Raw genomic sequence first — 25,750 nt, 5'->3', positions numbered from 1 at the left:
GCCTCGGATCTGTCCAAGACTGAGCGAAGGAGCTCATCATGAGCGACGGAAAGAAAAAGCTATCCTTCTTGACGGTCATTTCGACCATCATCTGCGTCGTCTTCGTTTGCGAGGCCGCCGCTCCTGCTGCTGCCATTGGCAACCAGCAGTTCTTCTGGTGGATCTTCCTGATCCTGACCTTCCTGCTTCCCTACGGCATGGTTGTCGCCGAGCTCGGTACCACCTATGACGGCGAGGGCGGCATTTACGACTGGGTACGCGATGGCCTGGGCGACAAATGGGGCGCCCGCATCTCGTACTACTACTGGGTCAACTACCCGCTGTGGATCGCCTCGCTGGCTACCATGTTCCCCGACATTTTGGGCATGGTCTTTGGCGTCGAGTTCAACTTGATCGCCAAGATGGGTATCGATCTTGCCTTTGTGTGGATTGTCTACCTTATGGGTCGCTCCAAGGCGGCCGACTCCGAGTGGGTCCTTAACGGTGGCGCCATCATCAAGGTCGCCGTCGCCGTTATCGTCGGCGCTTTGGGCATTTGGTATGCCATGGAGAACGGTTTTGCGAACGACATGTCCGCTGCCACCTTCCTGCCCGAGCTCACCAACACCAACGCTCTCGGCTACCTGTCGATCATCATCTTTAACTTCATGGGCTTCGAGGTCATCTGCACCATGACCGACGATATGGCCGATCCCGCTCGCGATATCCCCAAGGCCATCATCGTCGGTGGCCTGTCCATTGCCGTCATCTACCTGTTCGCCGGCTTCGGCATCGGCGCCGCCGTGCCGGCCGATTCCATCGATCCCGACTACGGCATGATCGTCGCAGTCCAGACCATGGTGGGCGACTCCATGATCTTTAAGGTCATCTGCATCGCCTTCCTGATCACCCTGTTCGCCAACATGGCCGCCTGGTCCTTCGGCGTCAACTCCGTCGCTCGCTACGCTGCCGAGCATGGCAACATGCCCAAGGTCTTCGCCTCGATGATTTCGGATGACGACATGCCCAACGGCGCCAACCTGGTCAACGCTGTCGTTGCCTCCCTGGTTCTCTGCCTGCAGCTCGTTCCCATCGACGCCATCTCCAACGGTGTTTTCTGGATGCTCTTCGGCACCTCCGTCGTCTTCCTGCTGCTCACCTACATCCCGATGTTCCCGGCGTTCCTCAACCTTCGTAAGAACGACCCGAACCGCGAGCGCATCTTCACGTTCCCGTTTAAGGGCGCCATGATGAAGGTTATGCTGGCCATCCCCTGCATCGAGCTGATCCTGGCCATCGTTGCAACGCTGGTTCCGTTCTCCGTCGATGAAATTGGCGACAAGGTCCCGATGATCGTTATCTTCATCGTGCTTGTGCTCATCGGCGAGGTCGTCCGCGTCGTCAGCGCCAAGGGTCGCGAGACCGAGTACAAGGGTCTCACCCCTGAGCTGGCTGCTCAGCGTCTCGCTGAGGAGGCCGCCGAGGCCGAAGAGGACTAGAGCACCCGGATTCGGGGCTCCAACCCTCCTCGCGTACCAAAGTACGCTTCGTCGGGCTTGTCGCTCCCGACTCCGGGCACTCTAGCCTCTTCGGGGGCGTGCCCAAAGCGACAAATTTGCTAACCATTCCTTGGGGCGGGTGCGAGCGATAGCTCCGGTAACCACCGCCCGCTCCAATCTCTCTTTCGTATCCTTCGTGCGTTTGTCTCCGCGCACTTGGCTACGTCGTCGCTTGCCGGTGCGACTCCGTGAAAACTGGCACCGGGCGCCCCGACCTTTGCCGGGGGACGGGCGCCCACTATCTCTTGGTTTTAGGCCGCGGGTAACCCGCCCGCGGCAAGCGATCGTTCGATTTGGAGGAAATCTTATGCGTACGATCACCGAGTCCGAGTCCACCCCCAAGGCCGACGGCTTCTTTATGCCTGCTGAGTTCGCCCCGCAGGATCGCGTGTGGATGGGTTGGCCCCACCGCACCGACACCTGGGCCCACGGCGCCAAGCCGGCTCAGAAGCAGTATGCCGCCATCGCTCGCGCCATCGCCGAGTTCACCCCGGTCACCATGTGCGCCAACCAGGCCGACTACGCCAACTGCAAGGCCGTCTTCGAGGACGACGAGAACGTTACTGTTATCGAGATGACCACCGACGACGCTTGGTTCCGCGACACCGCCGCCACCTACGTCATCAACGGCAAGGGCGAGAAGCGCGCCAACCACTGGCATTTCAACGCCTACGGCGGTCTCGTCGACGGCCTCTATTTCCCGTGGGACAAGGACGAGCAGATCGCCCTTAAGATGGCTGAGCTCTCCGGCTGCCGTCGCTATCGTCCCGATGACATGATCCTCGAGGGCGGCTCCATCACCGTCGACGGCGAGGGCACCCTTGTCGTGACTGACCAGTGCCTGCTTTCCCCGGGCCGCACCTGCTCTGCGGTTCTGGAGGAGGAAGAGGATCCCGAGTCCATCTGGCCCAAGTACCACAAGAAGTTTGAGCCCTGGAGCGAGGAGCTTCGCGCCTACATGGACGAGCACCTCAAGGATTACCTGGGTGTCGAGAAGGTCATCTGGGTCAAGGAGGGCATCGACCCCGAGGAGACCAACGGCCACATCGATGACGTCGCCACGTTCATCGCCCCGGGCGTCATGGCCTGCATCTGGACCGACGATCCCGAGTATCCGTTCTACGAGCAGTGCCACGCTGCCTACGAGACCCTCTCCAACGCCGTTGACGCCAAGGGCCGCAAGATGAAGGTCTACAAGCTCTGCATGCCCGTGAACCCGCTGTTCATGGACCAGGCTTCCTGCGACACCATCGACGCCGACGAGAACGCCGAGCCGCGCGTTCCCGACGAGCCGCTGATCGCTTCCTACATGAACTACCTGGTCACCAACCACGGCGTTATCGTCCCGCAGTACGGCGACGAGAACGACCAGCTGGCCGTCGACACGCTCCAGAAGATCTATGACGAGGTCTGGGGCGAGGGTGTCTACAAGTGCGTCGGCGTTCAGTCCGAGCAGGTCGTCTTCGGCGGCGGCAATATCCACTGCATTACGCAGCAGGAGCCCTCGGCGTAACTGTCTGTCTTCCCGAGGCGCGGCACCTTGCCCTCCAATCGTCGGGCATGACCCTTAAGGTCAATGCCCTCCTCTTTCAGGGCAATCTGCCGCACCTCGGAAATCCAGCCGATCAATCGGACAGGTGGCGTGTCATCCCATCTCGGGGCATTGATGGGCTGCTGCTTGATGTCTTGGTCGGTTGGGTTTTCTTTGGGCACTCCGTTGCCTCCACATCGGAGTGCCTTTTTCTTTGATTGAATACGCGTCTGGCCTGGGATTTTTTGCGGGTTAGGCCAATTGTTCGCTTGAATTTCCCAGGTCAGACGCGTCTTCAATTGCCGAAAGTTCCCGGTCGCGAACGCGGCCGTTTTGATCGGAGTATCTATGTACCAGCGTATCGTCATCTACACGCGCCTGTTCCGCGAGCGTTGGTCCAACATCTGCATCCTCTCCTTTCTTTGGGATGGCACCTGTACCGGTGACGCGGCCTGCAACCCTACCTTGGGCTGCGCCTTCGGTACAGATGCCATCCTTTTTGCTGCAGGGGGAGCGCGCCATGGCAGGTAAAAAGTTCTCCCTGATCGAGGTTATCCTTTCGGTTATCTGCGTCGTGTTTACCATCGAGGCGTCGGCTCCGGCATCTGCCATGGGCAACGTGCAGTTCTTCTGGTGGATCTTCCTTATCATTACGTTTTTGCTTCCCTATGGTCTGGTGGTGGCCGAGCTGGGTACGGCGTTTGATTCCGAGGGCGGCCTGTACGATTGGGTTCGCTTGGGCCTGGGCGACCGTTGGGGCGCCCGTTGCTCTTGGTGCTACTGGGTTAACTTTCCGCTGTGGGTGGCAAGTATCGCCTGCATGTTCCCCAGTGTCATTAATGCGGTGTGGGGTATCGAGTTTTCACTCGGGATCCGAATTGCCATCGAGATTGCCTTTGTGTGGGGCGTCACGGTCATGGCAATGCAGCCGGTGGCGGAGGCCGATTGGGTTATGGACGGCGGCGCCGTCATCAAGGTGCTCATTACCGCTGTGGTGGGAATCGTCGGTATTTGGTTTGCCTGCAATAACGGCTTTGCCAACGACATGTCGTTTAAGACCTTCATTCCAGATCTGGGCGACACCAATTCGTTGACGTACCTATCGATTATCCTGTTCAACTTTATGGGCTTTGAGGTGGTCGCGACCTTTGCCAGCACGATGAAGAACCCCTCGCGCGATATCCCCAAGGCGGTTATTGCCGGTGGCGTTGCCATTGCGGCAATTTACATCATTTGCGGCATCGGCATTGGAGCCGCGGTTCCCACCGAGCAGCTTTCACTCGATTCGGGCATTGTGGACGCAGTCGCCGCTATGGTGGGGCGCACCCACCCGCTGACGATGGTCGTGGGCGTGGCCTTTTTGGTGACGCTGTCCGCCAATATGATCTGCTGGAGCTTTGGCGTTAACAACGTAGCGAGCTATGCCGCGCGCCATGGCAACATGCCGCGTCCCTTTGCGTTGGTGTCCAAAAAGACCGGCATGCCCAACGGCTCGGCGCTCATTAACGGCTGTTTCGCCAGCCTGGTGCTGCTGCTCCAGATTCCGCTGGGTGAGGGTTCCGACGTCTTTTGGGTCTTCTTCTCGATGAACGTCGTCTTTCTGCTCATGAGCTATATCCCGATGTTCCCGGCGTTTTGGCGCCTGCGTAAATACGACGACCGCCCGCGTGTGTTTCGCGCGCCCTTCGAGGGCAAGGTGCTTGCGGTAACGCTTGCGGTGCCGGTGGTAGAACTCGTGCTTTCGATTGTTGCGACAATCGTGCCGCTTAACAGCTCGCCCGCCGAGATGTCAAAGTTGCCGATCCTCATGGGTGTGGTGATCGGCGTGTTGCTGGGCGAGGTCTCGCGCCTCATATCGCGTCGCGGCCGCAGTGTCGATAATCCCGGCGTTGGTGCAAGGGGGTCAGGTTACGTTGCGCCAAAGCGGTAACGCCGCGACCTGCGCGGTGTCTGCTGTATGTTGGATTACTGCTTGTGGCGCTCAGAATCGGAAACGAGCTTGGGCGCAAAGAAGGGGACGTGGCCCAGATAGGGGCAGCTGTCCGAACGCTCTTCGACGACACAGGGGACGTCATTGTAGGTAAGTGAGTCGCACAGGTGGACGATGGCCTTGGCGGCAGGGGCAACGAGTATTTTGAGCGGTGCGATAGGCGCCATGGCATCTCCTTTCATCGGTGAGACACAGCTTGTTTATCTAAACGATACAGTACGTTTAATCGGTGAGTCTAATCTTGCGGCAAAGAATCTGTCAACATCCTCACGGCATCTAGACAGGGGAGGCGGGCATGAGTTTCGCGTTCTATATCTACACCACGATTATCATGGGTGTGGCTCTGGTGACCAGTGCCGTGGCATTGGTGGTTTGGCTCATGACGCGCCGTCGCGACAGCCTGGTGGCCGCGGCGGGCTTTTTGCTCTACATGCTCGATATGTCGGTCATTTTTTTTGACGAGTACAATCGGCTCAAATACGAATACGCTGTTACCTTTAGCGAGCCGTTGCAGCACCCCTTGCTGCGCTGCGTGCTCGGTATTGCCATCTATGCCTGCGTGGTACTGTGGATGTTTGCGCGCTTGCGCAAAAGACCGACGTCGCGCATGCTCGGACTTGCTATCGTGCCGTTTTCAATCTTGCAATTGGTGCTGGTGCCTCGCAGCGGTGCTGCCGGAGAGGTGCAGCAGTATCTCTTTTGGCTCACGCGTGACCTGGGCAATGTAGGATGTCTTGCCTATGCCGCCTGGCATTACCGGCACAGGGCCACGCGTGTTGAGAAACTCGACCTCGACCGCTCAAAGCTCTTTTGGAAGGTGGCACTCGTTCTTGCGTTTTGCGTAATCGCCGAGGACACCTACATGATTTTGCTCTGCCGCCCCGACTCTCAAAACCCCGTCATCAGCCTCTTTTTGTGGTATCTGTCCGAGCGCAATATCTCCGAAAACGTGCTGCTCGTGGTATGCGCGGTCCAACTCTTTTGCCAGTTTAGCCATATCCTGCGCGTGTATGCCCGTCATCCGCGTGCCGATGAGGACGTGGCGGCCGAGAGCGCACGCTCTGGGGACGATCTAGCATCACGCGTTGTGATCTATGCCGATGCCCATAAGCTGTCGCGGCGCGAGCAGGAGGTGCTCACGCTGGTGCTGAAGGGCAACGACGCCCAAAACATCGCCAGCGAGTTGGTCATCAGCCCTGGCACTGTCAAGGCGCACTTGCATCGCATCTACGTTAAAAGCGGTGTCTCCAACCGAGATGACCTCATAGATGCCTTTTGGCGTTCCTAGCCCTATTTTTCCTTGAATGCGAGCCTTGCCGATAAGGCGGGCGCCGTTGGGCGTAATGAAGCGGCATTAATCTCAGACAATAAACCCGCAGGTAAAAAGTGTAAACCGGCTTAAACTGACCGTTTGCGGCCCCTGACCTTGGCATGGGTTTGCCCCTGTGTATCAATGGATATAGCGCGAAGCCGCGGACGTGAGACAGACATCTGAGTACGGCTTACAGGCACGCGCCGATGCGGGAGTGCTTTGCTCCCGACCGAAAGCCAGCGCGGGCGGTGTACCCGCGTTACATCCTAAAACGTCTGAGGAGGCTCACATGGAGAAGGCTGATGTAGTAATCAAGAGCAATGCCGTTTTTACCGGCGATGGGATCGAACCGTTTAAGGGCGGCGTTGCCGTGCGTGGCGATAAGATCGTTGCCTGCGGTGACGATGCCCACTTGGCGCCGTTTATCGGCCCCGATACTGAGGTGCGCGACTTTGGCGACCAGCTCGTTATGCCTGGCCTGATTGACTCGCACACGCATTTTGCTCAGGGTGCGTTTATGACCGACCCCGATTTTGCCGTCAACCTTATCGATTGCACCAGTTTTGAGATGGCGATGGAGCGTGTTGTAGCGTTTGCGAACGCCCATCCCGATAATGAGTGGATTCTGGGCTGCCAAATCATTCAGTTCCAGTGGGATATCCCCGAGATGCCCACGGCCGCGATGATCGATGAATACATCTCCGACCGCCCGGTCTTCCTGCAGCAGGTTGACCTGCATACCTTTAGCGCCAATACCTGTGCCATCAACAAGGTGGGAGTGACTTCGCAGACGCCCGATCCCGCAGGCGGCAAGATCCTTAAGGATGCCGACGGCAACCTGACGGGCGTGTTTTCCAACAATGCCGGCTCCTTCTTTATGGATGAGGTCTACGACCCCGCGATGGACGTTGCGGAAGCTTCGTTTACCAAGACGGCAAAGCGCGCTAACAGCTTTGGCATCACCACTGTCGGCATGGTCAATCCTACGTTTGTGAGCATGGAAAACCCGTATGCAGTGCTTGCGGATCTTAATGCCAAGGACGAATTGCCGCTGCGCGTCTTTTTGTACACCGATCTGTTTGAGAACGAGAGCATGACGCTCGATCAAATCAAGGCCAAGTACAACTTCCCTGGCACGCAGGTCGAGTGGCACGGCTTTAAGCGGTTTCTTGATGGCGTGTGCTCCGACCACACCGCTTGGATGCTTGAACCCTATTCCAACGCGCCCGATACCTGCGGTGAGCCCGCGGAGGATCCAGAGCGCATCCGTGCCGCCATTGTCAGGGCGCAGGAATGGGGCGTTGACACGCGCGTCCATACGATCGGCGATCGCTCGGTGCGTTTTGTGCTCGATTGCTTTGAGGAGGGCGAGCGCTTGCATGGTAAGCGGGGTTGCCGCCACTCCATGGAGCACAACGAGACGGTTCAGCCCGAGGATCTGCCGCGCTACGCAGAGCTTGGTATATGCCCCGGCATGCAACCGTGGCACATGCTGCTCGATATGGCTGACCTTGCCAAGGACGATGCCGTGGGCCCCGAGCGTGCAGCGCTTTCGTGGCCCCTGCACAGCCTGCTTGCCAGCGGTGCCGTGGTGCACTTGGGCAGCGACTTCCCCGTTGTGGGCTTGGAGCCCATGGAGGAGGTGTACGGCGCAGCCTTCCGCATGCTCGAGGACGGTTCCAACCCAGAAGGGTGGTTCCCGCAGGAGCGCATCACCATGGCCGAGGCCTTGCGCGCCTACACCTACGGCAGCGCCTACGCCATGCATGCCGAGGATCGCATCGGTACGCTCGCATGCGGCAAACAGGCTGATATCTGTGTGCTCGACCGCAACCTCTTTGACTGCGAACCGGCTGAGGTCCTCGAGGCCACGGCGTCTCTCACGATGATTGCCGGCAAGGTGGTCTACGAGGCCTAGCGGGGCTGCTGCATCGCCGGGCGGTGCCACAGCCCGTGCGTGCCGCCCATCCATTCATTCATCCATTCATCAATCTCTCATGGAAAGGGGAGAACAATGGCAGAAGAAGCAACCGCCGCTGTTGAGGAGGAGCGTGAGCTTGCCTCGCAGCCGATTCCCGGCCTGGTGCGCAAGTACACCATCATCACCGGCCAGGGTATGCTCGCCCAGATTATCATGGTGGTCCTTGAGGGCCTCGTGATGGGTTGGGGCCTGGGCGCACACGGCCTGGCCTGTGTCTCGATCATCATGTCGGTCGAGTACATTAACCTGGCCTTTGGCAACCTGTTTGGCACCGGCGTGCCCGCCGTGGTGGGCAACCTTTTGGGTGCCGGCGACATTAAGGGCGCCAGCAAGGCGTTTAGCCAGGGTTTTTGGCTTACCACGATTGTGAGTGTGCTGCTTGCTGTGGTGATGGCTGTGTTTACCGAGCCCATCTGCGCATTCTTCGGCGCCACGCCCGACATCATGGCCGATACCGTTGCCGGCGTGCGCACCTTCTCCGTGCTGCTACCGCTCACGGTCATTGGTCAGATGGTCACCGCCGTCATGCGTGTGGACGAGAAGGTTCAGATCCAGGCCAACCTCATGACCGTGTCTGCCATCGTCGCTATCTGCTGGCTTGCGCTTTCCACGTTTGTGCTCAAGCTTGGCGTTATGGGAGCTGGCGTGTACTACGGTCTTTCCATCGGTATCTGGGCCATCGGTATCTTCTGGTTCATCGGCGGTAAGAAGTCGCAGCTCCAGATCAGCGCCGCCGACCTCAAACTCGACATGGCCATCTGCGGCCAGATCATCAAGATTGGTTTCCCGTTCTTTTTGGTGCAAGCTGCCACGTTCATCTTCAACACCGTTGCCAACTCGTTGCTTGGCCAGCTCGGCGGCGACATGGGTTCGCTCTACATCGCGGCCTTTGGTGTGATCAACGGCTACATCCTCTACATTACCATGATGGTCGCCCAGTGCTTCTCGTACGGCCTGCAGCCCATTGCCGCCTTCAACGCCGGCGGCAAGGCGTGGGCGCGCCTCAAGGAAACACTCTCCTGCACGCTTAAGTACCAGGTCGTGACGCTTGCTGCGGTGTCTGCTGTGCTATGGGTGGCCGCAACGCCGGTCTGCGCCTTTTTTGCTGGTAGCGACCCGGCGCTCGTCGAGGTTGCCGCCAACGCCACGCGCATCGTTATCCTGGCCGTGGCTCTGGGCTATCTTGCCATGACCATGTCGATGTACTTCCAGGCGGTTGAGAAGGTGGGTATCGCCACGTTCACCGGTCTGCTCCGCTACGTGATCTGCTCCGTGCCGCTTATGTACCTGCTTGGCAACATGATGGGCGTTCAGGGTGTCTGGTTTGCCTTGGTGGCGGCTGACGCCATCACTGGTCTTATCTCCATCGCCCTCGCCGTCCGCGAATCCAAGCGACTTGCCACGCTCTAGACTCGGACACGGCCGGCGCGCGATAGTCGAATAAGTCAACTCGCCTGCAAGCCACCACAATGGGGACAGTTCCCATTGTGGTGGTTATTGTTATTTAGGGTCCGAGATATCGGTTCTATAAATAACGCTTCTGAACTGGGCTACTATAAGATTGTGGAAAACACTACTACAAGATTATGGTAATTACCGAGGACCTTTTATTAGATTTCATCCCTTTAGGGTCTCAGGTTTTTCTGCAAACAAAGGCTGCATGTTGATATCCGCTTGGCCGATAACAGTTGGTCAACATCATCTGTTATCGGCCAAGTCATTTACAACTGGCTCATCCGCCGTTTGTAAACCAAAGTGGATCCATGCTGTCCCGAGGGGGAGTGCACTACGGCTGCAGCAGCGCCATGAGACCCATGCGGTTTTTGACGCCGAGTTTGCGGTAGATGGCGTTGACGTGCTTTTTGACGGTCGACTCGGAGATATAGAGCTCAACAGCTATCTCGTGGTTGGTCTTGCCGGTGAGTATGAACTTGAGGACCTCGGCTTCGCGGGGGAGCAGAGCGGCCTTGATGGCAAGCACGCTGGCGGGGCTTTCATCTGCGCCCTCGGCATACCCGTGTGGGAGCAGCTGATGCAGATGCAAGCTCAGGTGCCGGGCAATCTGGTGGAGGATCTCGAGCTCCGAATCGGTAAAGTCGCCGTCTTGCTCGGCGCGGAACAGCGTAATCGAGCCGAGCGGCGTGGCCTTGTGCGCCAGTGTGGCCGTGCAGCCATAATAAATTCCCAGGGGCTGCATCCATTCCAGGTAGATGGGCGTGCCATTGCGGCGCTCGACATCCACCAGGTCCAGATCGCGATATACATCGACCACCCGCGTGTCAAAGCTCCAAATGGTGTAGTCATACGCGGCGTAGCGTTCGTAATAATCATCAAGCGCCTGTGCGGACATTCCGTATGCGACGGGGCGAACAAATTGCGTTTGTCCGTGAGCCCCCGTCTGGGCGATATCGAACATCGAGACACGGTGCACAATCACGTCTGCGATGCGTTTGAGTAGGCCTTCCTGCAGTGCACTGAGCGACCCCTGCTCATGTGTCCACAGTGCGCATTCGTTGAGAGCGGCCCAATCTTGAGCAAAGAGCTCAACGTTCTGGTTATCTGCGTTGTTCGCATGTGTCATGGGGAGTCCTTTCGTGCCATCTAGCCAGTATGGCATGCGTGCCGGTCCACTAGAACTTTAGGTCAGTGAACGGTCGACTTTTGGCTGCCGAATGGGTACCCAAGGCCCATTGAGACGCCGTTGTCGCCGCAGCACAATGGGGGTGTCATCAAACAGGTTCGACCCAAAGTGAGGAGCCAACATGAAGACCATTTACGAGAGCGAATCAACGCCCAAAAAAGACGGTTTCTATATGCCCGGAGAGTACGAGGAGCAGGAGCGCACCTGGATTCTCTGGCCGCATCGCTCCGACGTGTGGCGCTGCGGTGCCAAGCCCGCTCAGAAGGTCTTTACCGAGATCATTAAAACGGTCGCACGCTTCCAGCCCATTACGGTGGGCGTCAACGCTGAGGATTTCCCCGCGGTGTGCGAGATCTTTGACGGCGTGGAGAACGTGCGCGTAATCCACATGGAGTACAACGACTCCTGGATTCGCGACCCCGGTCCGGCGTTCATCGTTAATGACAAGGGCGATGTGGCGCTATCGCATTTCCACTTCAACGCGTATGGCGGCTTCATTGACGGTCTGTACTTCCCCTGGGACAAGGATGCGAGCATCGGCCTACAGGTGGCACAGCTCGAGCAGGTCAACCGTTATCGTCCGGAGGACTACATCCTCGAGGGGGGCTCGTTTAACTGCGACGGCCAGGGCACCGTGGTGACCACTGAGATGTGCCTGCTCAACGAGGACCGCAATCCGCAGTACACCAAGGAGCAGATCGAGGCAAAACTCAGCGAGTACCTGGGCATCGAGAAGGTTATTTGGATCAAGGACGGCATCGACCCGTTTGAGACGAACGGTCATGTGGACGACGTTGCGTGCTTTAGCGCGCCTGGCGAGGTTTGCTGCATGTGGACCGACGATCCCAACCACAAGTTCTACAAGGAGTGCCAGGAGGCCTACAAGACTCTTTCCGAGGCAACCGACGCCAAGGGCCGCAAGCTCAAAGTGCACAAGGTAATTATGCCGGCGACCTCGGTATACATGACCGAGGAGGAGGCTTCTACAATCGATCCCGTCGAGGGCGTGCTGCCGCGTACGCCCGAGGACGCCTTTGAGCCCAGTTACCTCAACTTCCTGCCCATTAACGGCGCGGTGCTCGTGCCGCAGTTCGGCGACCCCAACGATGCACAGGCGCTCAAGGACATCCAGGCCGCCTACCCAGACCGCGAAGTTATCGGCATTATGACCCGCGAGGTCATCTACGGCGGCGGCAACATCCACTGTATCACCCAGCAGCAGCCCAAGGCGCGCTGTAAATAGCAGTTCCATGGTGAACAGGGCTTGATTGTCCGCACACGAAAGTCCGCCGACTTCAACGGTCGGCGGACTTTTCGTGTGGTAGTTTCACCTGAACGGCGGGCCGTGCGGCTTGGGTGTGCGGGCTCACAATCTGGGGAAACCAAACGGATTGGGGGCTTGTATGATCGATTCGAAGGGAAGCGTGCGACCCGAGGGCATGTTTAACGGGGCGCACCTGGCCCCCGAAGCCCAGCGCGCATACGATAAACTGCTCGAGTGCGTGCTCAACGGGCAGAAGGGCTGCGAGGTTTCGGCGCGTGCGGGTATGGATACGATCAAGGCGCTCGTATAGCTTTACGCTTTCGGATGTGACACATAGGACTGCATGCGCCGCTCCCGGCTATATTGCCTCCGAGTGCTTTAGCTCATGGAGATAGCCGGCATCAGCGATTTCGAGAGCCTGGCGGCGTCTGCGAAAGCCCCCGGTGTTTACACCTCAGACGGATGACTTTGGACTCGCGGTCCATATCTTCAAGATGCTCAACCGCGGAATACATCCGTACAGTTCTGGCGAACTGGACCTGGACATTTTTGACCCGGATGACGACGACATTCCGCCCGCTCCGTCGCTCAACAGCTGCGTGCGCAATGGGCGTAGCCCATTAGTGGGGACGATGATTGGATATGTTGTCCCAAAGTACGCTCTTGAGCTCGATGATTTTGGCAACCTTATGGGCGAGGCTTTCCGCCGGTCGCTCTTTGGTAAAGCACAAGAGCGCCTTGATGCGTGCACATGGGCGCGCCTGCTCGACCTGCATCCATCCGAGGCGGTTGAGCGCCCGCGCGGTCATCTATATCATGCTTCGCGGGGTGAATGTCCCTATTGTCGAGGAGAGCGCGCCCTGTTAGCTCGTCTTGGCTGATTGGTCTGGGCTGTTTTAGAGAAAGCCCATGAGGCGGCACGCGGGTTAGTCCTGCGTGTCGCCTCCGTACATGTAGACGATAAAACCGTCGCCGGTGTCTTGGCTGTGATCTTCCAAGATGCGCTTCATGTTGAGGTGCTCGTAGAACTGCCAGTCAGAGTTGCAGTCGCTCATCAGGAAGAACTTGGTGCAGCCTGCCCGGGCGAGCTCTGCGCGCGCAAAGTCGATGAGCGCGCGGCCGAGCCCCTTGCCCTGCCACTCGGGCACAATGATGATCAGGTTGAGCTGGCCCTGGGCATACTCGTTGCCCGTGGCGGCGAAGCGGTCGGCTGTTGCCTTCTCGCGGCTATCGCCAAAGAGCGATCCCTCGAGCTTGGCGTCGGCGGTTTTGGCCATCTCGGTTGCCTGGGCGAACATCTCGTCGTAGCAGGGTACCCACGTGGGATTGGTACGAGGCTTGCCGTCCTCGAAGATGCCGATGCAGCAGGCGGCGATAATGCGGCCCTCTGCCTCGGCGACGAGCGCGATGGGGGAGCGCTGCAGCTGCATGGCGATGTTAAAGCGCGCGCAGAAATCGGCAGCTTCGACGTCGCCGCGGTTGCGCAGCGTGTTGCACCACAGCTGGTTGTAGATGGCGGCGATGCCGGTCAGGTCATCAAGCGTGGCGGCGCGCAGAGTTACGTTGTCAAGGCTCATGGAGGCTCCTTCCAAGTTGGGTCAGGCCACCTCTGAGTGTGACATGGGCGCACCGCCGCTGCAGCAACCATTCGGCAGACGAGCCTCGATCCCTCGGGGACGGAGGAAGAGGGGTCACGAGGATAGTCATTGGGGACGTTCCTAAACGACTAGTCAAACAAGAGCGTCCCCAACGACTACCCCGGAGCAAGACAACGCCGCAGGTAGAGGACAGACAGCGAGCGGGTCGCATTTGAGGCAAGGTGACGTGAAACGAAAGGGCGCTGACCTTCTGGTCGCGCCCTTGAGGTTGAACGTCAGATTGTACAGGTGCGGCCCGCGCAGCGTCGGCCGGTTACAGCGTTTGGTAAAACGCCGTAACTCTAAATCCGTTCCGCGATCTCGTGGATGAGGTAGTCGGTCTTTTCCCAGCCCAGGCACGGATCGGTGATCGACTTGCCAAAGACGCCGCCGTCGACCGGCTGGTTGCCGTCCTCCAGGTAGGACTCGATCATAAAGCCCTTGACCAGCTTGGAGATGGACTCGTTGCGGCGGCAGCTGTCGAGCACCTCCTTGCAAATGCGATACTGCTCAAGCGGGCGCTTACCCGAGTTGTCGTGGTTGCAGTCGATGACCGCTGCCGGATTGGCATAGCCGGCGTGCTCGGTGTAGCGTTCGGCCAGGCGCTCCAGGTGCTCGTAGTGGTAGTTGGGGTAGGTACGACCGTCGAGACCGATGTAGCCACGCATAACGGCGTGCGCGAGCGGATTGCCGTCGCACTCGACCTCCCAGTTGCGGAAGATGAAGCTCTGGTGCGCCTGCGCGGCGTAAATGGAGTTGAGCATAACGGTGGTGGAGCCGGCGGTGGGGTTCTTCATACCCACGGGTACCGAAATGCCGCTCGACACCAGGCGATGCTCCTGGTTCTCGACCGAGCGTGCACCCACGGCAACATAGCTCAGCAGGTCAACGAGGTACTGGTAATTGGACGGATAGAGCATCTCGTCGGCGGTGAAGAAGCCCGTTTCCTTAATAACGCGCAGGTGCATATGGCGGATGGCCTTGACGCCTTCGAGCAGGTCGTCGGGAGCCTCGGGGTTGGGGTTGTGCAGAAGGCCCTTGTAGCCGGTGCCCTTGGTACGCGGCTTATTGGTGTAGACGCGCGGAATGATGATGAGCTTGTCCTTGACCTCCTCGGCGGTCTTGGCCAGTCGGTTCATGTATTCAAGTACCGAGTCCTCGCGGTCGGCAGAGCACGGGCCGATGATGAGCACCTTGCGTGCGTCCTCGCCGGTAAAGACTTTGGCGACCTCGGCGTCAAATGCCTGCTTTTTGGCGGTAAGCTCGGCAGAAAGCGGCATTTCCTCGCGGATCTCCATGGGGATCGGCAACTTGCGTTTGAATTCCATGGCCATAGGGGCCTCCTCAATCTATAGAAAGAGCAATAAGCGTATTGTCGAATGCTCGGCATTATCCGCTGTCGCACGCTAAAGTGCAAGTCCTTGTCACCCCGAAACCTAACAAATAGGGACAGGTTTATTTTGGCAGGTTTTATCTGGGCAAACGTCGGCGGATGCCGGGAGGGAGCTGCGCCACGCGGAACCCTAAGGCTGTTGCCGGTTCCCCAGGAAACACTCCGTGGGCAAAAAATGCCAAATATGAGTACGGTTGCCATCTTAGTAGCATATTGTCTTCGCAAAATAATAGACATAACAGCAAAATATGTTCATTAATACAAACACATATAAGTCCGCTATAGGGCTGTTTGATCAATTTAGGGACGCGTGTAAGCCGTGAAAACGGCATTTGGGACTGTTGTGGCTGTTGCTAAAAAGGTAACAGTACTCATAATTGCCATTTTTTGCACACAGAGCCTGGGAGGAGCTGTCAATCAGGTCCCAGGGGAGGCGGTTTGAGGGGCCGCAGAACAAAAAAGGGGGGCGCAGGTTGTCCTGCGCCCCCGTTCTCGGGCGTCATCCGCTCCCTGCGGCCGATTCTACGCCGCCTCGTCGAACTGCGAGTTATACAGGTCGGCGTAGAAGCCGCCCTGGGCGAGCAGCTCGTCGTGCGTGCCCTTTTCGACGATGTCGCCGTCGCGGATGACCAGGATGACGTCAGCGTTGCGGATCGTGGACAGGCGGTGCGCGATGACAAAGCTCGTGCGGCCCTGCATCAGCGCATCCATGGCGCGCTGGATGAGCTCCTCGGTGCGGGTATCGACGTTGGAGGTCGCCTCGTCCAGAATCAGCGCCGGACGGTCGGCCAAAATGGCGCGGGCGATGGTCACGAGCTGGCGCTGACCCTGCGACAGGTTAGTGCCCTCCTCGTTGATCATAAAGTCGTAGCCACCGGCGAGCGTATGGATAAAGTGGTCGCAGCGTGCGGCGCGTGCGGCGGCCTCGACCTCGGCGTCGGTCGCATCGGGGCGTCCGTAGCGGATGTTCTCGCGGATGGTGCCGTTAAACAGCCAGGTGTCCTGCAGCACCATGGCAAACTCGCCGCGCAGCGCCGCGCGGTCCCAGTCGCGCACGTCGACGCCCTCGACGCGCAGCGAACCGCCGTCCACGTCGTAAAAGCGCTGCAGCAGCTTAATGAGCGTGGTCTTGCCGGCGCCGGTGGGACCGACGATGGCGATGGTCTGGCCGGGCTGCGCCTCGCAGCTAAAGTCGTGGATGATGGTCTTGTCGGGCGTGTAGCCAAACTTCACATGGTCAAACTCCACGTGGCCGGGGCGCTTCTCGGGAATCTGCGCGTCGGCCTTCTGCTCCTCCTCGGGCGCGGCCAGGAACTCAAAGACGCGCTCGGTGGCAGCGGCCATCGACTGCATCGTGTTGCTTACGTTGCCCAGCTGCTGCACGGGTTGCGTAAAGTTGCGAACGTACTGGATAAAGCTCTGAATATCGCCAGGCGTGGCATTGCCGGTCAGCGCGAGCTGCGCACCCACCACGACGACGCCCACGTAGCCCATGTTGCCCACCAAGCTCATAAGCGGCATCATCAGGCCCGACAGGAACTGCGAGCGCCAGCCGCTAATAAAGAGACGGTCGTTCTCCTTGTCGAACTCCTCGATCGAGGCCTCGGCGCGGTCGAACACCTGAATGACGTTCTGGCCGGCAAAGTCTTCCTCGATGATGCCGTTGACGGTGCCCAGGACTTGCTGTTGCTCGCGGAAGTACGGCTGCGAGAAGTGGATCATTACGGTCAGGATAATCGCGGCTGCCGGCAGCGTGAGCACGGTGACGCCGGTGAGCGGCAGGCTGATCGACAGCATCATGACGAGCACGCCGATAATCTGCGTGACGGACGTAATAAGCTGCGTCACGCTCTGGTTGAGCGACTGACCCAGCGTGTCGACATCGTTGGTGATGCGGCTGAGTACGTCGCCCTTGCTGTGACCGTTAAAGTAGCTCATCGGCACGACGGCAATCTTGGCGGCGATCTCCTTGCGCATGCGGTAGCAGATCTTTTGCGTGACGCCGGTCATGAGCCAGCCCTGGATCAGACTGCAGGCAGAGCTTGCCAGGTACAGGCAGAGCAAAAAGCCGAGCGTCTTGGCGATCCAGGCAAAGTCGACATCGCCGGTACCATTGACCTTGGAGACCAGGCCTTCGAACAGTTTGGTCGTAACCTGGCCGAGCACCTTGGGTCCCACAATGTTAAAGATGACCGAGCACACGGCAAAGGCGACGGCGGCAAACACGGCAATCTTGTGCTGACCGATATAGCCGAGTAGCTGCCTCATGGTGCCCTTAAAGTCCTTGGCCTTTTCGCCGCGGCCCATGCCACCCATGCGGCCCATGGGACCGCGCCGGCGGGTGGGTTTGGGAATCTGAGTTTTGGTCTCGTCCGCCATTAGTGCTCGCCTCCTTCCATAACGGCTGCAATTTCTTCTTGGGTAAGCCCCAGCTCCTCGGCGGAAAGCTGCGACTGTGCGATCTCCAGGTACGCTGGGCAGCTGTGCAGCAGCTCCTCGTGCGTACCGGTGCCCACCACGTGACCGTCGTCGAGCACGATAATCTGGTCGGCGTGCATGATGGTCGCGATGCGCTGGGCCACGACCACGAGTGCGGCGTCGGTAACGTTTTTGGCCAGCTCCTCGCGCAGGCGCGCGTCGGTCTTGTAGTCGAGGGCGCTAAACGAGTCATCGAACACCACGACCTCGGGCTTTTTGGCCAACGCGCGGGCGATGGCCAGGCGCTGACGCTGACCGCCCGAAACATTGGAGCCGCCCTGGCTGATGGGGGAGTCGTAGCCGCCCTCGCGCTCGGCGATAAAGTCCTCGGCCTGTGCGATGCGCGCAGCCTGGTGCATGTCCTCGTCGCTTACCATGTCGCCGGCAAACTTGAGGTTGCTCTCGACGGTGCCCGAGAACAGGCGACCCTGCTGCGGGATGTAACCAATGCGTCGGCGCAGCTCGGAAAGGGTCATGTCACGCACGTCGATGCCGTCGAGCGAAATACTGCCACCCGTGACGTCGTACAGGCGCGGAATCAGCTGCACGAGCGTGGACTTGCCCGAGCCCGTGGAGCCAATGATGCCGAGCATCTGGCCGGCGTGCGTGGTGAAGTTTACGCCGCTAATGACGTCGGCACGGGCATCGGGATACTGGAAGCTCACGTCGCGGAAGGTGAGCTCGCCGCGCGGCGCGCTGGCTGCGGGCAGTTTGGGCGAGGCAGGGTCGTTGATGCTCGTGGGGCAGGTGATGACCTCTTCCACGCGCTCGGCGGCGACCTCGGCGCGGGGCAGAATGACCGAAACCATGGTGAGGATCATAAACGCCATGACGATCTGCATGGTGTAGGAGATAAACGCCATCATGTTGCCGACCTGCATCACGCCGTCCGAGACGCCCTGCGCGCCAAACCAGACGATAAGCACGGTGATGCAGTTCATGACGAGCATCATGAGCGGCATCATAAAGCTCATGGCTCGGTTGGTGTAGAGCTGCGTGGTCATCAGATCGAGCGAGGCCTTGTCAAAGCGCTCGAGCTCATGCTCCTCGCGGTTAAACGAGCGGATGGGCATAAGACCGTCGAGCAGCTCGCGGGCGGTAAGGTTCACGCGGTCCACAAAGCTCTGCATCTTTTTGAACTTTGGCATGGTGAGGCCCATGAGCACGCCGACGACGGCCGAGACCGCGATGATGGCCACGGCGATGGTCCACTCAAGGCCGGTGTGGTTGGCCAGGACGCGCATGACGGCGACGATGCCCATGACGGGGGCCATCAGGCACATGCGGATAAATAGGGTTGCGGCCATCTGGATCTGCTGAATGTCGTTGGTGCAGCGGGTGATGAGCGAGGCCTGGCTAAACTTGCCCACCTCGGCCGGCGAGAAGTGCATAACTTTGTTGAAGGTCTCGCGGCGCAGGTCGCGGGCGATGGAGCAGGCGGTGCGCGAAGCCACGGCGCCGGTCAGGATGGTGGCAACGAGCGACACCAGGCACAGGCCAAACATCGTGGTCGCCATGCGGCCCAGGTAGGCGTTCTGCACGTCGGCGGGGTCGATGCCCTGCGCCTTGTACTCGTCCTGCACATAGTTCACGGCGCGCTGAGTGACGATGGAGCCCGACATAGAGCCCATTTTGTCTGCCATTTCGTTGGCACCCTCGACGAGCTTGCTTTGGTCTACCAGACCGCCCTCGATGCCCAGACGCAGGCTCTTCATGGTGATCTTGCCGCCGTCGGCATCAATTTGCTTTTGCATGTTCTGCGCCGCTGCGGCCTTCTGCTGCATCTCGGCGAGCTGCTCGGGCGTCATCGCCGCCATCTGCTCGGGGGAGGGCATGGCCTGGGCGGTGCTGTTGTCTTGTTCGTTGGACGTGCCCATCATGTCGCCCATGGAGCCAGCGTCGATGCCCTGGTTGAGCGAAAGGACGACGGTCTCGGGCAGGCTCATAATGTCAGCAATCTTGCCGCCATCGGTGCGCTCTTCCTCGGTGCCCTTGTACGTCCGAATGCCGTTGTTGTCTGCCTTGCTAAACACGGCCTCTACCGCTTTGGCATCCTTGGCGCTCATAAAGAGCTCAAGGTCGTCGAGCGATTCGGCGCGAATGGTGTCGGGCACGGGTGAGGCGATGCCGCCTTGCTGCACACCCACGTCGACGATGTCGCTCATATAGGTAGGTAGCGCCAGGTCGGCATTGCAGCTGATTACGATAAGCACGATAGCCGTGAGTAGCGCCAGGATATGCTTTTTAAAGAGCTTGAGAATCCTCACTCGGCATCTCTCCTTTCTTGATTGCGATCGATAATTTCGTTGGCACGCCTTAGGAGGCGCACCATCTCTTGGGTATCTGTTTCGCCGAGCTGCTCGAGGAAGGCCGCGGTGCGTTTCTCGAATTCCCGACGTTTGATTTCGAGATCTTGTCGGCCTTTGTCGGTCACCGTGACGTGTACGCGACGACGGTCGGTCTTTGAGTGCTCGCGCTCGACCCAGCCCTTGGTTTCGAGGGCGCGCAGGATGTTAGCGATGCGGGCGCTCGAGACCCAGGCGCGATCAGCGAGTTCGCTCGGCGTGAGCGAACCGCCGGCGAGCATGAGAGCGCGCATGACAGCCATCTCGCCGCCGAGAGCTTTGTCCGCAAAGCGCGAAATGCGCTGATGCATGCTGCCAAACTCAGTTAAGAGCTGACGCCCAAGCTCATGGAAATCGGTATCTTCCACCGAAAACCCCTAACACTAGAAACTATTTTCGGTGAAAGATGATACCCTTGCACGCGTACCCTATGCGGTAGATTTTGGGACATGTCCCAAAAAATTACTTGGCCGCTAGGCAATATAAAGAGCGCATAAAGACTTAAAATCATTCAATTGCTGAAGCGTTTCAAAGAACTATTATGCACGCGGTTAGGCGAGGGGTTGTCACCACCATGACGACTGGGACTCATTTATCGCCACGTGCGATGCTCCAACTTCCCGCAAGGAGACACCTGAATCAAGGGGGTTGGAGTCATGGCATTTGACTTCACGGGCAAAACCGCGATCGTTACCGGCGGCACTCAGGGCATTGGCCTCGAGATCGCCAAGGGCATCGTCGCGGGCGGCGGACATGTCGCGCTCATCGCAAGGAACGCTGCTAAGGGCGAGGCCGCGGTGGCCGAGCTTGGCGAGGGCAACAAGTTCTATCAGCTCGATGTCGCCGATGCACCCAAGGCGCGCGAGACCGTCGAGCAGATTTTTACGGACCTGCCGCAAACCAATATCCTGATCAACTGCGCTGGCGTCATCAGCACCAAGAAGTTCGACGAGATCGATGACACCGAGTGGCGTCGCACCATCGACATCAACCTCAACGGTACCTTCACTATGATGAACGCCGTGTACCCGCACTTTAAGGCGGCCCATGCCGGCACTATCGTCAACGTGAGCTCTGTTGCTGGCAAGATCGGTGGTGGCCTGCTCGGCACCGCTGCCTACGCCAGCTCCAAGGCCGGTGTTAACGGTCTAACCAAGGCAGTCGCCAAGGAGGGCGGCAAGTTCGGCGTCCGCTGCAACGCTGTATGCCCGTCGCTCACCCTTACCGATATGACCTCGATTCTCTCTGACGAGAACTCTCAGCGCATCATCAACGGTATCCCCCTGGGCCGCGCCGCCCAGGCCAGCGAGCCTGCGCAGATGGTGCTGTTCTTCGCTTCCGACCTCGCCAGCTTCGTGAACGGCGAGATCGGCGACTGCGACGGCGGCATCGTCCTGGACGGGTAATACCCCACGACGATTATTCGGCGACGGCTCCTGCGACTCGGGACCGTCGCCTTCTTTCTGACATAGGCGCGTGCGGCTACGATTCGCATGCATCCAAAGGAGATATATATGAGTGAATCGACTGCGGTGGAGGCGCCGGCGGCAAAGGAGCCGTTCTTTAAGATGTCCTCCATCCCGGGTGCCAATATTTTGGTGCCGCTTTTGCTGGGCTGCCTGCTCAACACGCTATTCCCCGACCTATTCAAAACGCTCGGCAGCTTTACGCTTGGCATGACCCAGCAGGGTGCAGGCCCGCTCGTGGGCGCTTTTTTGCTTATCGTCGGTACGACGATTTCGTTTAAGAGCGCCCCTGCCGCCGCTGCCCGCGGTGCCATCATCATCGCCGTCAAGCAAATCGTGGTCGTTGCCGTGTCGCTGCTCATCCTTTATGTGTTCAACGACAACCTGTTTGGCATCTCTGCCATGGTGATGCTGGCGGCTTGCACCGGCGCCAACAACGCTATGTACGCTGGTCTGATGGGCACCATGGGCAATGAGGCCGAGCGCGGCGCTGTCGCAATCACCACGCTCGTTGTCGGCCCTCCGGTCACGATGATCGTGCTCGGCGCTGCCGGCCAGGCTCCGATTGGCTGGTCGCTCGTGGGTGCCATCCTGCCGATCGTCGTCGGCATTATTCTGGGCAACCTCTTCCCCAGCTTTAAGAAGATGATGGCGCCGGCACTTTCCGCCGTCATCGTGCTCGTCTTCTTTGCCATGGGCTCGACCATGACCTTTGGCCAGCTCATTAATGGCGGTCTTCCCGGTATTCTGCTCGGCGTGATCTGCTCGGTGGTCTTTGCAATTCCCGTCATCGCGGTCGATAAGCTCACGGGCGGCACGGGTGTCGCAGGTGCGGCCATTTCGAGCTGCGCCGGAGCCAATGTGGCCACGCCTGCTGCCATGGCAAGCGTCAACGGGGCCATGTACGGTGGCGCTGTGCTCGCGACGGCTACGGCACAGGTTGCTGCCTGCGCAATCGTGACGGCTATTTTGACCCCGCTGGTCACCAGTTGGTGCTACAAGCATTTTGAGGGCCAGGGCAACGGCAAGGCAGCAACCGACAAGGCCGCCTCAGTCGCCTAATGCCAAACGGCAATCAAAGCTAAATAACTAGCCACGCCATAGGGCGGCCCCGGGGGAAATCCCGTGGCCGCCCTTCAGTTTCTGAAGGGTCTCTGGGGTACTTTACCCTGATAAAGCTGACATAACAGCTAGAGTGAACGTCGTACAAAGGCAAGGAAAAATACCAAAGAAATCGGTGAACGGTAGTTGTTCGCGCTCGCATTTCCTGCGGATTTGTTAAAAACGCCCTAATGGTATAAAAAAAGAAACATATAACAGCCCTGATGAAGGGGGTGGCTATGTTATCCTTCTCAAACGGGTGAAATCTTGGGTTTTGGGTTGCAGTTCCAAGGTGGACAAACGTTTTTCTCTGCACCAACGTGTGGTGAAGAACGGAAGAAGCCGGTAGTGCAAGCCGATAATTCAAGAATTCAATAAGCAGCGGTGTGAGAGAGCGCCGCATTACACGTAACTAGGAGCGTGGTTACACAATGCAGGAGGCATGGGAAGGCTTCAAGGAAGGCATCTGGACGGGAGAGGTTGACGTCCGAGACTTCATCCAGAAGAACTACACCCCCTACGAGGGCGACGAGTCGTTCCTCGCCGGCCCGACCGAGCGTACCAAGGAGCTGTGGGGCGAGGTTCTCGACCTGCTGCTTAAGGAGCGTGAGCAGGGCGGTGTCCTCGATATGGACACCAAGACCGTCACGGGTATCGTGAGCCACCCCGCTGGCTACATCGATAACGCCCACCGCGAGAAGGAGACCATCGTCGGCCTCCAGACCGACAAGCCGCTCAAGCGCGCTCTGCACGTCAACGGTGGTATCCGCATCGCTTGCCAGGCTGCCAGCCAGCACGGCTATAAGGTCGACGAGAACGTTGTCGAGCGCTACACCTTCGAGCGCAAGACCCACAACGCCGGCGTCTTCGATGTTTACACCCCCGAGATGCGTGCTTGCCGCTCGGCTCACATCATCACCGGTCTGCCCGATGGCTATGGCCGCGGCCGCATCATCGGCGACTACCGTCGTGTTGCCCTGTACGGCGTCGACTACCTGATCAAGGACAAGGAGGCCCAGAAGGCTTCCACCCCGACGGTTATGACCGCCGACAACATCCGCGATCGCGAGGAGCTGCAGGAGCAGATCCGCGCCCTCGGCGAGCTCAAGATGATGGCCGAGACCTATGGTTTCGACATTTCCAACCCTGCTACCAACACGCAGGAGGCCATCCAGTGGATGTACTTCGCCTACCTCGCTTCCGTCAAGGAGCAGAACGGCGCCGCTATGTCCATCGGTCGTACCTCTACGTTCATCGACATCTACGCTGAGCGCGACCTTGCCAACGGTACCTTCACCGAGGAGCAGATCCAGGAGTTCGTGGATCACTTCATCATGAAGCTCCGCATGGTCAAGTTTGCCCGTACCCCCGAGTACCAGGCCCTGTTTACCGGCGATCCGCAGTGGGTCACCGAGTCCATCGGCGGCATGGGTGTTGACGGCCGTACGCTCGTTACCAAGATGAGCTACCGCTACCTGCACACGCTCGAGAACATGGGCACCAGCCCCGAGCCCAACATGACCGTTCTGTGGTCGACCCGTCTGCCCGAGAACTTCAAGAAGTTCTGCGCCAAGACTTCTGTCGCCAGCTCCTCGATCCAGTACGAGAACGACGACCTCATGCGCGTTTACCACGGCGACGACTACGGCATCGCCTGCTGCGTGTCCTCCATGCGCATTGGCAAGGAGATGCAGTTCTTCGGCGCCCGCGCCAACCTGGCCAAGTGCCTGCTGTACGCACTCAACGGCGGTGTTGACGAGGTCTCCAAGAAGCAGGTCGGCCCCAAGTATCGCGCCGTCGAGGGCGATACGCTCGATTACGACGACGTTGTGGCCAAGTACAACGATATGATGAAGTGGCTCGCTGGCGTGTACGTCAACTCGCTGAACATCATTCACTACATGCACGACAAGTACTGCTACGAGCGCATCCAGATGGCTCTGCATGACAAGCACGTGCACCGCTGGTTCGCTACGGGTATCGCTGGCCTTTCCGTCGTGGCTGACTCCCTGTCCGCCATCAAGTACGCCAAGGTCCACCCCGTCCGTGACGAGAACGGCATCATCGTCGACTTCGAGACCGAGGGCGAGTTCCCCAAGTACGGCAACGACGACGACCGCGTCGACCAGATCGCTCACGACGTTGTGCACCAGTTCATGGAGTACATCCGCATGAACGACACCTACCGCAACTCCGTGCCCACGACCTCGGTTCTGACCATTACCTCCAACGTCGTGTACGGTAAGAAGACCGGCTCCACGCCCGACGGCCGCAAGGCTGGCCAGCCGTTCGCCCCGGGTGCTAACCCCATGCACAAGCGCGATAGCCACGGCGCCATCGCTTCGCTGTCTTCGGTTTCCAAGCTCCCGTTCCGCGATGCTCAGGACGGCATCTCCAACACCTTCTCCATCATCCCGAGTGCGCTCGGCAAGGAGGACCAGGTGTTCTTTGGCGATATCGACCTTGATCAGCTGGGCGAGTAACTATTGTTAGTGCTATACTAACAATAACGATTACTGATTAGCGTGCCGGTTTCGGCCGGCGCCTATTAATCGAAGGAGACACATTATGAAGGTTTCTGAAGTTTCCGAGACTCAGGCCGATAACTTGGTCCACATGCTCGACGCTTACGCCGAGAAGGGTGGCCACCACCTGAACATCAACGTCTTCAACCGTGAGACGCTGCTCGACGCTCAGGCTCACCCCGAGAAGTACCCGCAGCTGACCATTCGCGTTTCCGGCTACGCCGTGAACTTCCACACGCTCACCAAGGAGCAGCAGGACGAGGTCATTTCGCGTACCTTCCACGACAAGTTCTAAAGGGACTCAACTCCCACCGGAGACCCGGTAAGGCCTACGCACTTTGCCTCTCAAACGTCCTCGCCGCTTCGCGGCTGCGGAATGTTTGCGAGGCAAAGTGCTCCCGGCCTTGCCGGGTCTCCTGCGTTGTCGCCCTTTAGGGAACTACGCTAAATCAAAATTGGTGTCCTCGGACATGCAAGAAGCCCTCGCTGCGCAGTTCGTGCGGCGAGGGCTTCTTGCGTCCTGACGCTCCTATTTGGCAAGGTGTTTT

General features: G+C 59.0%; 20 protein-coding genes. 13 read left to right on the top strand and 7 right to left on the bottom strand.

Going from position 1 to position 25,750, the window contains the following annotated elements:
- The first annotated feature begins 38 nt into the window (after positions 1-38).
- The 4 genes from DW913_RS02605 to DW913_RS02590 all read left to right on the top strand — a co-directional run bounded on the left by DW913_RS02605 (position 39) and on the right by DW913_RS02590 (position 4,999).
- Complete coding sequence (locus DW913_RS02605; RefSeq protein ID WP_117797491.1) at positions 39-1,478, top strand: APC family permease; 1,440 nt, start codon at positions 39-41, stop codon at positions 1,476-1,478.
- Between the two features lie 367 nt (positions 1,479-1,845).
- Positions 1,846-3,051: an agmatine deiminase family protein gene (locus DW913_RS02600; RefSeq protein WP_117797490.1), complete on the top strand. Its 1,206-nt coding sequence runs from the start codon at positions 1,846-1,848 to the stop codon at positions 3,049-3,051.
- A gap of 366 nt (positions 3,052-3,417) precedes the next feature.
- Entirely contained in the window at positions 3,418-3,600 is a 183-nt protein-coding gene (locus tag DW913_RS02595) for a hypothetical protein (protein ID WP_117797489.1), read from the top strand.
- Complete coding sequence (locus DW913_RS02590; protein WP_117797488.1) at positions 3,590-4,999, top strand: APC family permease; 1,410 nt, start codon at positions 3,590-3,592, stop codon at positions 4,997-4,999. The genes DW913_RS02595 and DW913_RS02590 overlap by 11 nt, the downstream gene beginning before the upstream one ends.
- Positions 5,000-5,034: 35 nt before the next feature.
- Here the strand turns inward: DW913_RS02590 and DW913_RS02585 are convergent, their stop codons facing one another.
- Entirely contained in the window at positions 5,035-5,226 is a 192-nt protein-coding gene (locus DW913_RS02585) for a hypothetical protein (protein ID WP_117797487.1), read from the bottom strand.
- A 128-nt stretch (positions 5,227-5,354) separates the two neighbouring features.
- Here DW913_RS02585 and DW913_RS02580 point away from each other — a divergent pair, with 128 nt between their 5' ends.
- The 3 genes from DW913_RS02580 to DW913_RS02570 all read left to right on the top strand — a co-directional run bounded on the left by DW913_RS02580 (position 5,355) and on the right by DW913_RS02570 (position 9,762).
- Positions 5,355-6,347 (top strand): helix-turn-helix transcriptional regulator, encoded by a 993-nt coding sequence (locus DW913_RS02580; protein WP_117640167.1) that lies wholly within the window; start codon positions 5,355-5,357, stop codon positions 6,345-6,347.
- 313 nt (positions 6,348-6,660) lie between these two features.
- Positions 6,661-8,289 (top strand): amidohydrolase, encoded by a 1,629-nt coding sequence (locus DW913_RS02575; RefSeq protein WP_117797486.1) that lies wholly within the window; start codon positions 6,661-6,663, stop codon positions 8,287-8,289.
- 96 nt (positions 8,290-8,385) lie between these two features.
- Positions 8,386-9,762, top strand: a complete 1,377-nt coding sequence (locus DW913_RS02570; protein WP_117797485.1) for an MATE family efflux transporter — start codon at positions 8,386-8,388, stop codon at positions 9,760-9,762.
- Between the two features lie 376 nt (positions 9,763-10,138).
- Here the strand turns inward: DW913_RS02570 and DW913_RS10250 are convergent, their stop codons facing one another.
- On the bottom strand, positions 10,139-10,933 hold the full coding sequence (locus DW913_RS10250) for a helix-turn-helix transcriptional regulator (protein WP_304999770.1): 795 nt from the start codon (positions 10,931-10,933) through the stop codon (positions 10,139-10,141).
- A 181-nt stretch (positions 10,934-11,114) separates the two neighbouring features.
- On the opposite strand from DW913_RS10250, the gene aguA reads away from it, so the two are divergent.
- Positions 11,115-12,236 (top strand): agmatine deiminase, encoded by a 1,122-nt coding sequence (aguA, locus tag DW913_RS02560; protein WP_117797483.1) that lies wholly within the window; start codon positions 11,115-11,117, stop codon positions 12,234-12,236.
- Between the two features lie 160 nt (positions 12,237-12,396).
- Positions 12,397-12,567: a hypothetical protein gene (locus DW913_RS10010; protein WP_158566175.1), complete on the top strand. Its 171-nt coding sequence runs from the start codon at positions 12,397-12,399 to the stop codon at positions 12,565-12,567.
- A gap of 616 nt (positions 12,568-13,183) precedes the next feature.
- On the opposite strand, the gene DW913_RS02550 is transcribed toward DW913_RS10010, so the two are convergent.
- The 5 genes from DW913_RS02550 to DW913_RS02530 all read right to left on the bottom strand — a co-directional run bounded on the left by DW913_RS02550 (position 13,184) and on the right by DW913_RS02530 (position 20,478).
- Positions 13,184-13,834 carry a GNAT family N-acetyltransferase gene (locus DW913_RS02550; protein WP_117797481.1) on the bottom strand — a complete coding sequence of 217 codons (651 nt, stop codon included), beginning with the start codon at positions 13,832-13,834 and terminating at the stop codon, positions 13,184-13,186.
- A 362-nt stretch (positions 13,835-14,196) separates the two neighbouring features.
- Entirely contained in the window at positions 14,197-15,228 is a 1,032-nt protein-coding gene (locus tag DW913_RS02545; protein WP_117797480.1) for a 3-deoxy-7-phosphoheptulonate synthase, read from the bottom strand.
- 581 nt (positions 15,229-15,809) lie between these two features.
- Positions 15,810-17,666 carry an ABC transporter ATP-binding protein gene (locus tag DW913_RS02540; RefSeq protein WP_117797479.1) on the bottom strand — a complete coding sequence of 619 codons (1,857 nt, stop codon included), beginning with the start codon at positions 17,664-17,666 and terminating at the stop codon, positions 15,810-15,812.
- Complete coding sequence (locus DW913_RS02535) at positions 17,666-20,032, bottom strand: ABC transporter ATP-binding protein (RefSeq protein WP_117797478.1); 2,367 nt, start codon at positions 20,030-20,032, stop codon at positions 17,666-17,668. Before DW913_RS02535 ends, DW913_RS02540 begins: the two co-directional genes overlap by 1 nt.
- On the bottom strand, positions 20,029-20,478 hold the full coding sequence (locus DW913_RS02530) for a MarR family winged helix-turn-helix transcriptional regulator (protein WP_117736111.1): 450 nt from the start codon (positions 20,476-20,478) through the stop codon (positions 20,029-20,031). Before DW913_RS02530 ends, DW913_RS02535 begins: the two co-directional genes overlap by 4 nt.
- Positions 20,479-20,766: 288 nt before the next feature.
- On the opposite strand from DW913_RS02530, the gene DW913_RS02525 reads away from it, so the two are divergent.
- The 4 genes from DW913_RS02525 (at position 20,767) to grcA3 (ending at position 25,497) form a co-directional block, all read left to right on the top strand.
- Positions 20,767-21,516, top strand: coding sequence for an SDR family NAD(P)-dependent oxidoreductase (locus DW913_RS02525; protein WP_006234857.1), 750 nt, complete (start codon positions 20,767-20,769; stop codon positions 21,514-21,516).
- 108 nt (positions 21,517-21,624) lie between these two features.
- Positions 21,625-22,638: a 2-keto-3-deoxygluconate permease gene (locus DW913_RS02520; RefSeq protein WP_233541973.1), complete on the top strand. Its 1,014-nt coding sequence runs from the start codon at positions 21,625-21,627 to the stop codon at positions 22,636-22,638.
- Positions 22,639-23,108: 470 nt separating this feature from the next.
- The gene (pflB, locus tag DW913_RS02515; RefSeq protein WP_117797476.1) at positions 23,109-25,160 is read left to right on the top strand and encodes a formate C-acetyltransferase; all 2,052 of its coding nucleotides are present in this window, start codon (positions 23,109-23,111) and stop codon (positions 25,158-25,160) included.
- A gap of 85 nt (positions 25,161-25,245) precedes the next feature.
- Entirely contained in the window at positions 25,246-25,497 is a 252-nt protein-coding gene (gene grcA3, locus DW913_RS02510; RefSeq protein WP_117583521.1) for an autonomous glycyl radical cofactor GrcA3, read from the top strand.
- Positions 25,498-25,750 lie beyond the last annotated feature (253 nt).

Origin of the sequence: Collinsella sp. AM42-18AC, from assembly GCF_003467965.1 — a bacterium.
GTDB lineage: Bacteria > Actinomycetota > Coriobacteriia > Coriobacteriales > Coriobacteriaceae > Collinsella.
Note: the sequence above shows the minus strand (reverse complement) of the source record. Positions and strands in the feature narration are given on the sequence as shown.